The organism is Actinosynnema sp. NPDC004786, from assembly GCF_053601135.1.
In genome coordinates, this window is record NZ_JBSGBG010000040.1 from 1 (window position 1) to 14,026 (window position 14,026).

The 14,026-nt window shown below is 74.2% G+C and carries 12 protein-coding genes; 4 read left to right on the forward strand and 8 right to left on the reverse strand.

Translation table 11 applies throughout. The features are described from left to right. Window positions 1-164: 164 nt before the first annotated feature. Window positions 165-929 (reverse strand): CPBP family intramembrane glutamic endopeptidase, encoded by a 765-nt coding sequence (locus ACWEFJ_RS29365; RefSeq protein ID WP_378092056.1) that lies wholly within the window; start codon window positions 927-929, stop codon window positions 165-167. Between the two features lie 24 nt (window positions 930-953). Continuing rightward, the gene (locus tag ACWEFJ_RS29370; protein WP_449715687.1) at window positions 954-1,712 is read right to left on the reverse strand and encodes a DUF2470 domain-containing protein; all 759 of its coding nucleotides are present in this window, start codon (window positions 1,710-1,712) and stop codon (window positions 954-956) included. A 189-nt stretch (window positions 1,713-1,901) separates the two neighbouring features. Here ACWEFJ_RS29370 and ACWEFJ_RS29375 point away from each other — a divergent pair, with 189 nt between their 5' ends. Both ACWEFJ_RS29375 and ACWEFJ_RS29380 read left to right on the forward strand, forming a co-directional pair. Continuing rightward, window positions 1,902-2,384 carry a hypothetical protein gene (locus tag ACWEFJ_RS29375; protein WP_378092060.1) on the forward strand — a complete coding sequence of 161 codons (483 nt, stop codon included), beginning with the start codon at window positions 1,902-1,904 and terminating at the stop codon, window positions 2,382-2,384. A gap of 51 nt (window positions 2,385-2,435) precedes the next feature. Next, window positions 2,436-2,900 carry a hypothetical protein gene (locus ACWEFJ_RS29380; RefSeq protein WP_378092062.1) on the forward strand — a complete coding sequence of 155 codons (465 nt, stop codon included), beginning with the start codon at window positions 2,436-2,438 and terminating at the stop codon, window positions 2,898-2,900. A gap of 20 nt (window positions 2,901-2,920) precedes the next feature. On the opposite strand, the gene ACWEFJ_RS29385 is transcribed toward ACWEFJ_RS29380, so the two are convergent. The 6 genes from ACWEFJ_RS29385 to ACWEFJ_RS29410 form a co-directional block, all read right to left on the reverse strand. Beyond that, window positions 2,921-4,099: a VWA domain-containing protein gene (locus tag ACWEFJ_RS29385; RefSeq protein ID WP_449715688.1), complete on the reverse strand. Its 1,179-nt coding sequence runs from the start codon at window positions 4,097-4,099 to the stop codon at window positions 2,921-2,923. 294 nt (window positions 4,100-4,393) lie between these two features. Next, complete coding sequence (locus ACWEFJ_RS29390) at window positions 4,394-6,595, reverse strand: DUF5682 family protein (protein WP_449715689.1); 2,202 nt, start codon at window positions 6,593-6,595, stop codon at window positions 4,394-4,396. Next, window positions 6,595-7,683 (reverse strand): ATP-binding protein, encoded by a 1,089-nt coding sequence (locus tag ACWEFJ_RS29395; RefSeq protein ID WP_378092068.1) that lies wholly within the window; start codon window positions 7,681-7,683, stop codon window positions 6,595-6,597. The genes ACWEFJ_RS29390 and ACWEFJ_RS29395 overlap by 1 nt, the downstream gene beginning before the upstream one ends. Further along, entirely contained in the window at window positions 7,680-9,107 is a 1,428-nt protein-coding gene (locus ACWEFJ_RS29400; RefSeq protein ID WP_449715690.1) for a DUF5691 domain-containing protein, read from the reverse strand. Before ACWEFJ_RS29400 ends, ACWEFJ_RS29395 begins: the two co-directional genes overlap by 4 nt. 310 nt (window positions 9,108-9,417) lie before the next feature. After that, a complete protein-coding gene (locus ACWEFJ_RS29405; RefSeq protein ID WP_449715691.1) occupies window positions 9,418-10,698 on the reverse strand; it encodes an SWIM zinc finger family protein in 1,281 nt (426 codons plus the stop codon). A gap of 39 nt (window positions 10,699-10,737) precedes the next feature. Then, a complete protein-coding gene (locus tag ACWEFJ_RS29410) occupies window positions 10,738-11,916 on the reverse strand; it encodes a homogentisate 1,2-dioxygenase (RefSeq protein ID WP_378092074.1) in 1,179 nt (392 codons plus the stop codon). Window positions 11,917-11,986: 70 nt separating this feature from the next. Here ACWEFJ_RS29410 and ACWEFJ_RS29415 point away from each other — a divergent pair, with 70 nt between their 5' ends. Both ACWEFJ_RS29415 and ACWEFJ_RS29420 read left to right on the forward strand, forming a co-directional pair. Continuing rightward, a complete protein-coding gene (locus ACWEFJ_RS29415) occupies window positions 11,987-12,853 on the forward strand; it encodes a hypothetical protein (RefSeq protein WP_378092076.1) in 867 nt (288 codons plus the stop codon). Next, window positions 12,850-14,025 (forward strand): fumarylacetoacetate hydrolase family protein, encoded by a 1,176-nt coding sequence (locus ACWEFJ_RS29420; protein ID WP_449715692.1) that lies wholly within the window; start codon window positions 12,850-12,852, stop codon window positions 14,023-14,025. Before ACWEFJ_RS29415 ends, ACWEFJ_RS29420 begins: the two co-directional genes overlap by 4 nt. Window position 14,026: the final 1 nt, after the last annotated feature.

The window sequence follows — 14,026 nt, forward strand, 5'->3', positions numbered from 1 at the left end:
TGTGGTTGGTCGAGCTTCTGTGAGAGGAAACCGACCCTACCCAGACGGGGCTGTTGCGCTGCCACCCCAAGATCAACCTTCTGAATAACGCTCCTACGTTCAGAACGCGTGAGTCGTACGTTCAGGACCCCTGAATTCAACGCTCAGGCACCACACCCCGGCTGTCACGGCAGCCAGGACACGTGACCGCGCAACAGCGCGTACCCGACGAACGCCACCACGTCGAGCAACGCGTGCGCCACGACCAGCACCCACAGCCGGTTCGTCCGCTGCCACACCTTGCCGAACACCAGGCCCATCACCACGTTCCCGACGAACCCGCCGAACCCCTGGTACAGGTGGTACGACCCGCGCAGCACCGCGCTGGCCAGCAACGCCGTGTTCTCCCGCCACCCGAGCTGCCGCAGCCGGGTGATGAGGTACCCGACGACCAGCACCTCCTCCGCCCACGCGTTGCCCGCCGCGGACAGCACCAGCACCACGCCGCGCCACCACGACTCGTCCAACGTGGACGGCAGCACGGCCAGGTTCAGCCCCAGGTTCCACGCGACCAGGTAGAACACCAGCCCCGGGATGCCGATCACGGCGGCCAGCCCCAGGCTGCCCAGCGCGTCCGGCCCGATCCGGGTGCGGTCCAGGCCCAGCGCCTTCAGCTTGATGCCGCCCTGCCACAGCAGGTACAGCCCCAGCCCGCCCCACGCCGCCAACTGCACCACGCCGAGCAGCTGCGCGAGCAGGTCCAGCAGGTCGAACCGCGCCTGCGGGACGTTGATCGCGACCTTCTGCTCGTTCAGCGGCTTGGGCGACAGCAGGCTGTCCAGCAACCGCACCACGCTGCGCGCCCCGGACAGCCCGAGCGTCACCGCGAAGACGAGCAGCAGTTCCAGCCGGTAGCCGCGGCGCGTCCGGGCGTCGAGGTCGTCGATCACACCCATACGCTAACCGCGCCGCCGTCAGCGGCGTTGCGCGAGGAACGGGCAGCCCATCAGGCGGCGCAGCTCCACCGCCAGCTCCTGCGCCGTGCCCACCGGGCGCGAGAACGCGATCCGCACGTCGTGGTCGGAGTCCGCCATCTCCACCCGCAGCCGCAGCCCGAACCGGTCCAGGCCCAGCGGGCGGACGTGCCCGCCCCTCAGGTGCTCCGGCAGGTGCCCGCCGAGCAGGCCCACCACGTCCCGGTGCGACAGCTCCAGGTGGCGCAGCCAGTGGTCCTCGTGCGCGGCGAACGGGTCCGGCTCCGCCTGCGCGAACAGCTCCGGCCGCAACGACGTCGTGCCCTCCGCGTCGGCCACGACCAGCGACGCGGGGGACAGCCGCAGCGCCGACGCCCCGTGCCCCACGTCGAGCAGCCTCGGGTCCGGGCGCGCCTCGGCGACCTCCAGGCTCGCCTCGCGCGCCTCGTCGGCGTCGAGCACGCGCAGCCAGCCCGTGATCCACAGCAACCCGCGCACCGGCTCCCGCAGCTGCACCGGGGCCTGGTCGGCCACCTCCAGCATCGCGGTCAGCTCGGCCCGGCGGGCGTCCCGGACCACCGGGTGCTCGTCGGGCAGCACGAGCGTCACCCCGCCGTGCGGGTGGACGTGGTGCAGCACCGGGGTGACCCGGTTCTCCGTGCCACCGGACGGCAGCAGTGCCGCGCGCCCGCCGCGGGCGGCGATCGTGCGTGCCCGCTCCGCCGGATGCGGTGCCGGCGGTCGACGTGTCTCGTTCAACCGCTCACCTCCCAACTTAGGGGAGCCTAACTTGACGGGGGCCGGTGGCGGTAGTCCCACGATCGGCTTTCGGTGCACGCAGGTTAGGGGGTCCGACGCCGTCGCGGCGCGCGGCGCGCGAACGTCCGGTTGGGCGATTCGGCGGACCGGGCGACCGCCGTAACCTGGGCACGCCTGCGGAGGTGGCCCGTGGTCGTGCCCGACAAGCCGTCCACCCTGGGTGCGGCACTCGATGACCGGTGGACCCGCTACTGCCTGGAGACCGCGAGCCGGCGCGCGTTCGGCTGGGTCCTGGTCGGCGCGCTCGCGTTCGTGCTCCAACTCGCCCTGATCTTCGTCTTCACCGTGACGTCCGCGTGGCCGTTCGCGCTGCTGCTGTTCTCCGTGCTCGTCCTCGGCGTCGGCCTGGTCCGGCGGGAACCGTCCACCGCCGTCCTCGGCGACCACGCCTGGGTCCACGTGCGCGTGCACTGGCGGGCCGGCCTGCTCGTCGTGCACGGACCCCGACCGCTCGTGCTCGAGGTCAGCGCCGGACCCGTCGCCCGCGGGCGGATCAACCGCCACCGGCGGGCGTGGGTCGTCGCACCCGACCGCGCCGGCAACACCGTGGTCACGTTCCGCGGCGTGCCCAGGCTCTTCCCGGCGAAGGTCGTGCGCGCCCGGGTTTGGTGATCGGCGCCGGGGATACCCGAGGGGCGGACATCTGGTTTCCTGGGAGCAGTGGTGGGCGAGGCTTGGGTGGACAAGTGCCTGACCAGTGCGGATCGCCGCGCGGTCGGGTTCATCGGGCTGGCGCTGCTCGCCCTGTTCACCCTGTGGGTCGTCTCCGAGTGGACCGGGTCGCGCTGGGTGTTCCTGCTCACGCCCCTGTGCGTCGAGTTCGCCGTGCCCGGCCTGCGGCACTTCTTCTCGCGCCGCGCGCTGCGCAGGCTGCTCGCCACCTACCCCCGGCACGCCGTGTCGGTGCACTTCGTGCCCGGCCGCACGCGCGTCGGCCGGCAGGCGTACCTGGAGACCGCCGGGTCCGACCGCACGTTCCTGCGCCTGGCCGAGGTGCCCGAACGCGTCCGCGAGAACATCCGCCGCGGCGGCCGGGTGTGGCTCGCCGGACCCGACGCGCGCGGCCGCACCGCCGTGCTGACCCGCGGCGCGCCGTTCACGACGCTCGGCCGCGTCGTCATCCGCTGACACCCCACCAGGCGTGCCCGCTAACGCCCCACCGGGATGCCGCTCTGCTCGGCCCAGGCCGCCACGTCCTCCTTCCGCAACGCCGTCGCCAGGAGGTCCGGGAACCGGTCCGGCGTGCAGGCGAACGCGGGCGCGCCCAGCTCCGACAGCTTCGCCGCCAACTCGTGGTCGTAGGACGGCGTGCCGCTGTCGGACAACGCCAGCAGCACCACCACCGTCACCCCGCTCTGCACCAGCTCCCGCACCCGCCGCTGCAACTCCCGCGCGACACCGCCCTCGTACAGGTCGCTGATCAGCACCATCACCGTGTCCGTCGGGCGGCGCACCAACGACTGCCCGTACGCGACCGCGCGGTTGATGTCCGTGCCGCCGCCCAACTGGGTGGAGAACAGCAGGTCCACCGGGTCCTTCAACTGCTCGGTGAGGTCGACCACCTCGGTGTCGAACACCACCAGCCGGGTGTCGACGGCCTTCAGCGAGGCCAGGGACGCGCCCAGCACGGCCGAGTACACCACCGACTCCGCCATCGACCCGGACTGGTCGACCAGCAGGACCACGTCCCGCAGCGACGCCTGCCGGCTGCGGCGGCTGTTGCCGATCAGGTCCTGCACCACGACCGTGCCCTGGTCCGGCTGGTAATGGCGCAGGTTCCGGCGGATCGTGCGGTTCCAGTCCACGTCGGACAGTCGCGGCCGGCTCGTGCGGCGGGACCGGTCGATCGCGCCGTGCACCGCGGCCAGGAGGCGGTCGGCGAGCCTGCGCTCGATGTCCTCCACCACCTTTCGCACCACGGCGCGGGCGGTGTCGCGGGTGCGCTGCGGGATGGCGCGGGAGAGCGAGACCAACGTCCCGACCAGGCCGACGTCCGGCTCCACGCTCGACAGCAGCTCCGGCTCCAGCAGCAGTTGCCGCAACCCGAGCCGCTCCACCGCGTCCTTCTGCATCACCTGCACGACCGAGCTGGGGAAGTAGGTGCGGACGTCGCCCAACCACCGGTGCAACACCGGCGACGACCCGCCCAACCCGGCGCCGCGCTTGCCGCCGGCGTCCACCGCGTCCCCACCGCCGCCGCCGTACAACCCGGTCAACGCCGAATCCCGCCGCTGGTCGTCCTCGCCGAGCGGCCCGAGATCCCCGGCCGCCCCACCCAGCAACAACCTCCAGCGCCGCTGCCGCTCAACCGCGCTATCGTGCGTCACGAGCACCTCCCGGCCGCCCAGGCCCTGTCTCGACCCTGTCTCACACAATCGGGTGATCATCGCCCGAAAATGTACGGAAACACTGTTACCGGTCCTCGGTTAAAACCATGAGGAGCCCTCGACCAACCACCGTCCCGCCAACCCCCGAACCACCCACCCGACCACCACTCCCACCGCACCGCCCCGCGACCACCCGACCCACCCCGCCGGCCGCACCCCCACGCCCCGCCTCCCCGCCGCCCGCCACCGCCGCGCCCCGGCCACCACCCGGCCCCCCGCGGGGGTGCGCGCGGCTCACGCGTCGGCCGCCAGCAGCTCGCGGACGTGCCCGACGAGACGCCCCGCGAGATCCTCGTCCCAGCCGCCCGCCGCGCCCCCGACGCCACCGCCACCGCCCGCCACCGTGCCCCGGACCCGGTCGCCGAGCATCCGGCGCTCGGCCGGGCTGAACTCGCTCACCGCACGACGCAGCAACGGCAGCGCGGCCGCGAAGTCCGCGCCCGACAGGCCGGTCAACCAGTCGTCCACCACGCCGAACAGCCGCGGGTCCGCGGTGAGCAGCGCGGCCGACCCGCGCAGGAAACCCGCCACGAACGCGGTCGCGCCGGCCGTCAGCGACACCGCCCGGTGCAGCCGCGTCGCCACCTCGTCCGAGTCCAGCTCCCCCGTCTCCCACAGCAGCCGCGTCGCGCGCCCCGTGGGCAGGCCGTGCGCGTCCGGCATCGCGACCAGCGACTTCAACGCCCGCCGCCACGTGTCGCGGTGCTCGTCGTCGGCGGCCAGGCGGACCGCGTCGTCCGCGCCGTCGACCGCCCTCACCGCGCGTTCCGCGGTGTCCTCGTCCACCCCCCGACACGCCAGCGGCAGGCCCACCGCGCCCCGCGCGAGCAAACCGTGCAGCGCCACGCGCAGCAGCTCCGGGTCCGTGCCGCGCACCGAGCCGTAGCGGACGGTCGTCGCGAGGTCCGGGAGGGCCGCCAGCAGCTCCAGGGCGTCGGTCGCGGCCGCGGCGCAGCGGTCCAGCGCCCGGCGCGCCGCGGCGACCGCCTCGGGGATCTCGCACCCGACCGCCAGGCTCAGCACCTCGGCGGCGTCGACCACCCGGGTCGCGGCCGCGGCACGGGCGACCAGGACCGTGCGGGCGGCGGCCTCGACGGTCGTGCCGTGCCGCGCGGCGACGGCCAACCCGACCGCGAACTCGGGCTTCCACTGCAACTGCCAGGCTTCGGCGAACGTCCCCAGCGTGCGGGTCGTGTCCGGCCTGCCCCACGGCACGTCGAGAACCCCCAAGCGCCGCAACAACTTCGACCGTTCGCGTTCGTTGTCCTTGCGCAGGTCCAAGCGGATCGGCCGGACGTCCGCGCTCGCCGGCAGCCGCAACCGGCGCTGCAACCGGGCCAGGTCCGCGGCCAGCGGCGAGGTCGGGACGTCGTCGCCCACCTCGCCCAACCGCTCACCGACCACCAACCGCTCGTGCACCAGCCGCAACGGCGTGGCGTCGCCGCCGCACAGCACCGCCAGCGACGCCTCCATCACCTCCGACAACCCGGGCGACGGCCGCCCCCGCATCGCGGCCAACGCGTCCGCCAACCGCACCGCCTCCACCGCGCTCGCCGTCGACGCGGGCAGGTCCTCGTCCCGCAGCACCGCGCACGCCTTCGCGAACCAGCGCGGCACGGCGTCGCCCCGTTCGGCGGACTCCCACAGGTGCGCGTACCACCCAGGCGAATCCACCCCCGCGCCGTAACCCGACGACGCCGCCAACCGGCCGTGGCTCCACGGCACCCACGTCCCCGAGACCTTCTTGCGCGGCAAGCCCTTCAGCGCGGCGGCGTCCACGGACGCGGGCGGCAGCGTGCGCAGCGCGGGCACGTGCCACGCGCCCGCGACCACCGCGATCGGCCCCGCCACGTCCTTCAACGCCTGCCGCACGTTCTGCCGCATCGCCGCTTCCCGCCGCAACGTGCGGGCGTCCACCTGGTCGGCGAACTCCTCCCGCAACGCCCCCATCGCCTCCGCGACCGCCTCGGCCAGGTCCCGCGGATCGGTGTGGTGCTCGACCACGTCCTCCCACCAGCGCTCCGGGTCGTCGAACCCGGCCGCCTCCGCCAACGTCCCCAACGGGTCCAGCGCGGCCCTCGCGGTGCCGGACTCCGGCTCCTCACCCAGCGTCGCGGCGGCGGGCAGGTCGAAGAACCGCACGGGCACGCCGTTCGCGTGCGCCCACGTCAACGCCCGCCACTCCGGCGAGAACTCGGCGAACGGCCAGAACGCCGCCCGCGCCGGCTCCGCCTCGTCGTGCAGCAACAACGCCACCGGCGGCGTCAGGTGCGGCACGTGCGGCAACAGGGCGTCACCCTCCGGCGGTCCCTCGATCAGCACCACCTCCGGCCGCACGGCCGCCAGCGCCGCCGCGACCATCCGCGCCGAACCCGGACCGTGGTGCCGGATGCCGAGCAGCGTCACCCGCTCCGGCAACGGCTGTTCCCGCGCCATCAGCCCACCAGGTCCCGGCACGCCCGGTACAGGTCACGCCACTCGGCGCGCTCCTTCACCACCGCCTCCAGGTACTCCTGCCACGCGGCCGTGTCCGACACCCGGTCCTTCACCACCGCGCCGAGCAACCCGGACGCCAGCTCGTCGGCCGTGATCGTGCCGTCGCCGAAGTGCCCGGCCAACGCCATGCCGCTGGTCACCACGGAGATCGCCTCCGCCGTGGACAGGCTGCCGCTCGGCTTCTTCACCTGCGTGCGGCCGTCCACAGTAGACCCGTTGCGCAGCTCGCGGAAGATCCGCACCACCCGGCGCACCTCCTCCAGCGCCGGCGGCTCGGCGGGCAGCTCCAGGGCCCGGCCGAGCTGCGCCGCCCGGGCCGACACGATCCGCACCTCGTCGTCCTCGGTCGCGGGCGGCGGCAGCACCACGGTGTTGAAGCGACGGGCCAGCGCCGACGACATCTGGTTCACGCCCCGGTCGCGGTCGTTCGCGGTGGCGATCACCGTGAACCCCGGCACCGCCTGGACCTGGATGCCCAGCTCCGGCACCGGCAACGACTTCTCCGACAGGATCGTGATGAACGAGTCCTGCACCTCGGCCGGCATCCGCGTCAGCTCCTCGACCCGGACCACCGCGCCCTCGCGCATCCCCGTCATCACCGGGCTCGGCACCAGCGCCGCCTCGGACGGCCCCTCCGCGATCAGCCGGGCGTAGTTCCAGCCGTAGCGGACCTGGTCCTCGCCCGTGCCCGCGGTGCCCTGCACGACCAGCGTCGAGTTGCCGCTGACCGCCGCCGCGATGTGCTCCGACAGCCACGACTTCGCCGTGCCCGGCACGCCGACCAGCAGCAACGCCCGATCGGTCACCAGGGTGCCGACCGCGACCTCGACCAGCCGCCGGTCGCCCACGTACTTCGGGGTGATCACGGTGCCGTCCGCGAGCGTGCCGCCGAGCACGTACGTGACCACCGCCTGCGGCGACATCCGCCACCGCGGCGGGCGAGGCCGGTCGTCCGCCGCGGACAGGGCGGCCAACTCGGCGGCGTACTGCTGTTCCGCAGCGGGCCGCAGCACGGGTTCGGTGGTCACTGGCTTTCCTCCCGGTGGTTGAACGCCTCGCGCAGCTGCATGCGCAGGCGCAGGACGTCGAGTTCGACGGTGTGCTCGGGCCAGCGCTCGGTGATGCGGGCCCAGTTCGCGCCGAGCACCTCGGCGTCGCCCCTGGCCAGCAGCACCGCGGGCGGCCGGCCGGCGCGCCACCTCGGGTCGCGCATCCCGGCGTAGCGGTCGAGCAGGTCCGCGGTGGCCCGCGCGCTCCACGGCGCGGGCAGCTGCGAACAGGCGTGGTCGAGCAGGTCGTAGTTCCACTGCCGCGACACCTCGACGACGGTGCGCGCGGCCAGCTCGGCGGGCAGGCCGCCGAGCATCTCGAGCTGCTCCATGCCGGTCAGCGACCGGGTCGCCGCGACCGCCCACGGCCTGGCGTCCTCGGCGAGCCGCAGGTTCTGCGCCACCCCGCGCAGCAGCGCGCTCGCCCACGGGCCGCGGGCGAGTTCCGCGGCGGCCCCCGCGTCGTCGGTGTCCAGGCGGCTCGTCCAGTGCTGCGGCGGCACGCTCGCCGCCGCGCCGCGCAACCGCCCCGCGACGCCCGCCTCGGACCCGTCCTTCATCAGGTCACGGGCCTCGTCCGGCTCGGGCGCGAGTTCCGCCCACAGCTCGTCGGACTGCACGTCGAAGCCGTCGGCGGTCAGCCACAGGCCCCGGTGCAGGCGTTCGGCGGCACGTTCGGCCAGCGCGGACGCGGGCAGGGTGCGCAGCAGGCGCAGCGCCTCGTCGTGCACGCCGATCGCGCGGTCGTCCAACGCGCGTTCGAGCAGCGGCTCGTCGTCCGGGCCGAGGTTCGTTTCCAGGGCGCTGATCAGCACCTGGCGGTCGGTGGCGCGGCGTTGGACGTCGAACTGGGCGGCCAGGAAATCGCGCGTCCGCACCGGGTCCTGGGCGCGGGCGCGGCGCAGGGCGTCGAGGCGGGCCGTGCCGGGCAGGTCGAGCGCCTGGTCGAGGTCGATCTCCTCCGGCGTCGCGCCGGTCGCGGCCCAGGCCCAGCCCGGCCGCAGGCCCGCGAGCCACCGGCCGCGCGCGCCGAGGACGGCGGCGACGGCCGGGCGCAGGCCGGGGTGGGCGGTGCCCAGGCCCAGCAGGGCGGGCAGCTCGCGGTGGTCGGCGACGACGCGGGCGGCCTTGGCCATGCCGCACCACTCCGTCAGGAGCACCTGGTCGTCCAGGGCCAGGATCTGGACCAGCACGGACCGGGCGGCCGGGTCGGCGCGCACGTCGTCCGACGCCGGCGCGGCGGGCAGCGGCGCGGTGTCCACGGGTGGTGGGAGCGGCGCGCCGTGGGCGGCCACGCCGAGGGCGGCGAGGCGGTCCAGCAGGGCCGTCGGGGTGGTGCCCGCGCGGTGGGCGCCGACCAGGGCCGCTTGGACGGCCTCCTCCCATTCGACTTGGAAGGTCATCGGCGGCCGCCCGGGGTTGGTGGTGCGGCGGTCGGGCCGGGGCGAGCGGGTCGGTGAGCGGAGGTGGTCAGGTCGGGGGCCGCGGTCAGGTCGGGGCAAGTGGTCAGGTCAGGGGAGGCCGCCAGGTGAGGGCAGGCCGCCGGGTCAGGGGAGGCGGTCGGGTCGGGTGGTGTGGTGGTGGTGGTCGGCGGGCGGGTTGGTTGGTGGGTCGCGGTTCCTCGTATGCAACCGAGGTGCGGTAACGGTGTTTCCGTACATTCTCGGGCGATGTTCACCCGATCGTGTGCCGGTGAACGGCGGTACTGCTTGATCATCCCACGACCTCCGGTGCTCCGCCGGGCATGGCCACCGCGCCCAGACGCAGCTCGCGGCCGTCCCACAACCCCCACGCGTCGAACGCCTCGCCGCCCGTCACGGCCAGCGCCTGGTCCAGCGCCACGTCGCCCCGCACCGGCACCCCGTGCCCGCCCGCGTCGACCAACCACCGGACGTCCTCGGTCACCCGCACCGACGTGCACCCCAACGGGTGCAGCCGCTGCCACGGGTCGCCCTTCAGCGCCTCCTCCAACCCGGCCAGCGCCACCCGCCACGACTCCGGCGCGGGCACCGGCTCGGCCGGCCGCGCCACCACCGGCTCGCCCACCGCCACCCGGTGCGGCGGCACGCCGGGATAGGGGTGCAGCACCCCCTGCACCTGCACCCCGTGCGCCAACGGCGGCGCGGGGCGGGCGCCGCCGCCGGCGTGCCGCACCGCCACCACCCACCCGTGCGACCGCCCCCACACCCACTGCCGCACGGTCCGCACCAGGCCGTCGTCGGACTCCAGCTTCAGCAACGGCGCCCACTGGTCCGACCACCCCGGACCGCCGCGCACCTCCTCCTCGGTCACGGAGAAGCCCAACCGGCGGCGAACCACCGGATCAGGTGATGGCGACGACGACAGCCGCGCCAGCAGGTGCAGGCCGCCCAGCCGGTCGGCCGCGTCGTGCGCCCACCGCGCCCCGCCGGCCGCCACGATCGCGCGCACCTCGTCCACCGCCGACGCCAACCCCTTGGCCTGCGCGTCGACCATCCGGGCCTGGATCGCGTGCCACCACGCCGCGTCCCGCGCGGGCAGCCCGGCCAGCCCGCCGCCCGCCACGTCGGCCAGCCAGTCGGTCATCCCGGCCACCCCGGCCCGCACGGCGTTCTCCCTGGCCAGGGCGGTCTTCTCCTTGGCCCTGGCGCGCCGCTCGACCGCCTCCGGCGAGTCGTCCGACCGCGCGGGCGCGGCGGCGCGGGTGCGGCGGTCCAGCCACTCCCGCACCCACTCCGGCGGCTCGGCGACGGGCAGCGGCTCGCGCGCGTCCCGCAGCTGCAACGCCAACGCGTGCTTGCACGGGAACTTGCGCGACGGGCACGAGCACTTCGTCGCCCGGTCGCCCAGGTCGACGCACACCCGGTACGGGTCCTTGCCGCTGCCCGCGCACAGACCCCACAGGGCCGAGTCGCTGCGACCCGTCCCCTGCCAGCCGGAGGACCCCGCCAGCCGGGTGGCGCTGCTCGCCACCCGGCTGTCCGGGGCCTGCTCCAGCACCGCTTGTGCGTCCATGCCGGCAGACGTTAGGGCCACCCACCGACAAAGCGGCGATCACGCCAGGTCGGGACCCCTCCGCGCCCACGACCAGGCGTACTTCGGGTCCTCCGCGGCCAGCGCCGCCTCGCCCAGGTCCAGCGGTCGGAACGTGTCCACCATGACCGCCGTCTCGTCGAAGCGCTCCACGCCCAGCGACGCCTCCACCGCGCCCGGCTGCGGGCCGTGCGTGCAGCCGGAGGGGTGCAGCGACAGCGACCCGATGCCGATGCCCGAGCCCTTGCGCGCCTCGTAGTTGCCGCCGACGTAGAACATCAGCTCGTCCGAGTCGACGTTGGCGTGGTTGTAGGGCACCGGCACGGCCAGCGGGTGGTAGTCGACCTTGCGCGGCACGAACGAGCACACCACGAAGTTCGGCCCCTCGAACGTCTGGTGCACGGGCGGCGGCTGGTGGACGCGGCCCGTGATCGGCTCGAAGTCGCGGATGTTGAACACCCACGGGTACAGGCAGCCGTCCCAGCCGACCACGTCGAACGGGTGGTTCGCGTAGGTGAACCGGGTCAACCCGGCGCGGTGCCGCACCAGCACGTCCACGTCCTCGCCGTCGACCAGCAGCGGCTCGACCGGGCCGCGGAGGTCGCGCTCGCAGTACGGCGAGTGCTCCAGGAACTGACCCTTGGCCGACAGGTACCGCTTCGGCGGTCCGATGTGCCCGGTGGCCTCCAGCACGAGGATGTTCATCGGCTCGGACGGCACCACGCGGTACGTGCACGAAGTCGGCAGGACCACGTAGTCGCCCCCGCCGACGGCCAGCGCGCCGTAGATCGTCTCCACGACGCCCTCGCCGGACTGCACGTACAGCAGCTCGTCGCCCGCCGCGTTGCGGTACAGCGGGCTGGGCGCGGTGGCGGTCACGAACCCGATGACCACGTCGGCGTTGCCGAACAGGGTGCGCCTGCCGGTGACCGCGTCGACGTCGGGCGAGTCCCAGGTCAGCGCCGGTGTCCTGAAGTGCCGCGGCTTGAGCGGGAGGTTCGGCGTCAACGCGCCGCGCGCCTCCTCGACGGTGACCGCGTCGACGATCGCGGTCGGCAGGTGCCGGTGGTAGAGCAGCGCCGAATCGGCCGAAAAGCCCTCGACCCCCATCAGCTCTTCCGCGTACAGCCCGCCCTCCGGTGTGCGGAACTGCGTGTGGCGCTTACGGGGGATCTCACCCACCTGGCGGTAGTACGCCATGGCTCACTCCGAAGCGTTCGATAGTCGGACATCTTTGTTCATTGACCGGTACGCCACTAGCGTGTCAGCCGTGTCAAGCGCCTTCGAACTCCGTGCGCCCGGTCCACGCGGCACTCCGCCCCTGCTCGCGAGGCTTGTCGACGACGCCGCACTGTTCCCGCCGGGCAACGCCTCCATGCCCGACGCGGTCCGCGGCCACCTCGACGCACGTGCCGGGGAATGGGCCGGTGCGGTGGGTCTCTTCCTGTGCCCCGCGTCGCGACTGGCCGAGCTGATCACCGAGCTGATCAAGGTCAAGCCGGTGAAGCCGGTCGCCCTGTCGCTGGTCATCGACACGGGGCTGGGAGGTGTGCCCAAGGCCGTGTCGATCGTCGAGTCCCGCAGCGAGCTGCTGGCGCTGCGGATGGTCGAGATGCCCGCCCCGTCCGACGTGGACGAGGTGTGGCTCGAACGCGTCTCGGAGTTCGTGCCCGAGGACGTCATCCGCGTGGTCGAGCCGCGGCGCGGCGGCGCGGAGTGGCTGGACGGCGTGCGCCGCGTCATCGAGCACGGCAGCTGGCCCAAGCTGCGGTGCGGCGGCGTGAGCAAGGAGAACTTCCCCAGCGTCGACGAGGTCGCCGACTTCCTGTCCGTGGTCAGCGGCGGCGGCGTCGCGTTCAAGGCGACGGCCGGCCTGCACCACGCCGTGCGGCACACCGACAGCGAAACCGGGTTCACCCACCACGGGTTCCTCAACCTGCTCGTCGCAACCGCGCGTTCGCTCTCCGGCGGGGACGTGCGCGGGGCGCTGTCGAGCACGGACGCGGTCGCGCTCGGCGAGGAGGCGCGCGGGCTGTCCGACCAGGCGGCGCACGCCGTGCGGGGCGTGTTCGCGTCCTACGGGTCGTGCTCGCTGGCCGAGCCGATCGCCGACCTGGAGGAGCTGGGTCTGCTGTGAGCTGGATCGACGACCCCGCGTTCGGCCCGGACTCGCCGTTCGGACCGCAGACGCTGCCCTACGGCGTCGTGCCCGGCGGTGTCGCGGTGCGGGTGGGCGACCGGGCGCTGCTGCTGCGCGGGCTGTCCCTGGGACCCCGGTTGGAGCCGTTGGTGGCCACCGGCTCCCTGGACGCCCTGCTGGCGGCCGGGCGGCCGGTGTGGAGCGAGCTGCGGGCGCGGCTGGTCGAGCTGGTCTCGGCCACGTCCGCGCCGCGCGGCGCGGAGCTGGTCGGGCTGGACGGCGCGGTGCTGCCGTTCGCCGTGGCCGACTACGTGGACTTCTACTCGTCGCGGCACCACGCGGAGAACGTCGGCCGGATCTTCCGGCCCGACGGCGAGGCGCTGACGCCGAACTGGACCCACCTGCCCATCGGCTACCACGGCCGCGCCGGGACGGTCGTCGTCTCCGGCACGCCGATCGTGCGGCCGCACGGGCAGCGGCGCTCCTCGACCGGGCCCGTGTTCGGGCCGACGGGCCGGCTCGACATCGAGGCCGAGGTCGGGTTCGTGTGCGGCGGCCCGGTCGCGTCCCGGCTGACGCCGTCGCAGGCGGTCGACCACGTCTTCGGCGTGGCCCTGGTCAACGACTGGTCGGCCCGCGACATCCAGGCGTGGGAGTACCAGCCGCTCGGGCCGTTCCTGGGCAAGTCGTTCGCCACGTCGGTCTCGGCGTGGATCACGCCGCTGGAGGCGTTCGCGGTGGCCCGCGTGACGCCCCCGCCGCTGGGCAACGACGTGCTGCCCTACCTGGTCGAGGACCGGGCGTGGGGGCTGGACATCGACCTCCGGGTGGAGTGGAACGGCACCGTGGTGTCCCGGCCGCCGTTCCGCGAGATGTCGTGGACGTTCGCGCAACAACTCGCGCACCTGTCGGTGAACGGCGCTACCGTTCGGCCGGGCGACCTGATCGCGTCGGGCACCGTCTCCGGCCCGTCCCGCGACGAGCGCGGCTCCTTCCTGGAGCTGAGCTGGGGCGGGAAGGAGCCGGTGGTGCTGGACGACGGCGACGAGCGGACGTTCCTGGAGGACGGCGACACGGTGCGGATCACCGCGACGGCCCCGGGCGAGAGCGGTTCGGTCGTCGGGCTGGCCGAGGTGGTCGGCACGGTGGCGCCCGCCGACGAGAGGTAGA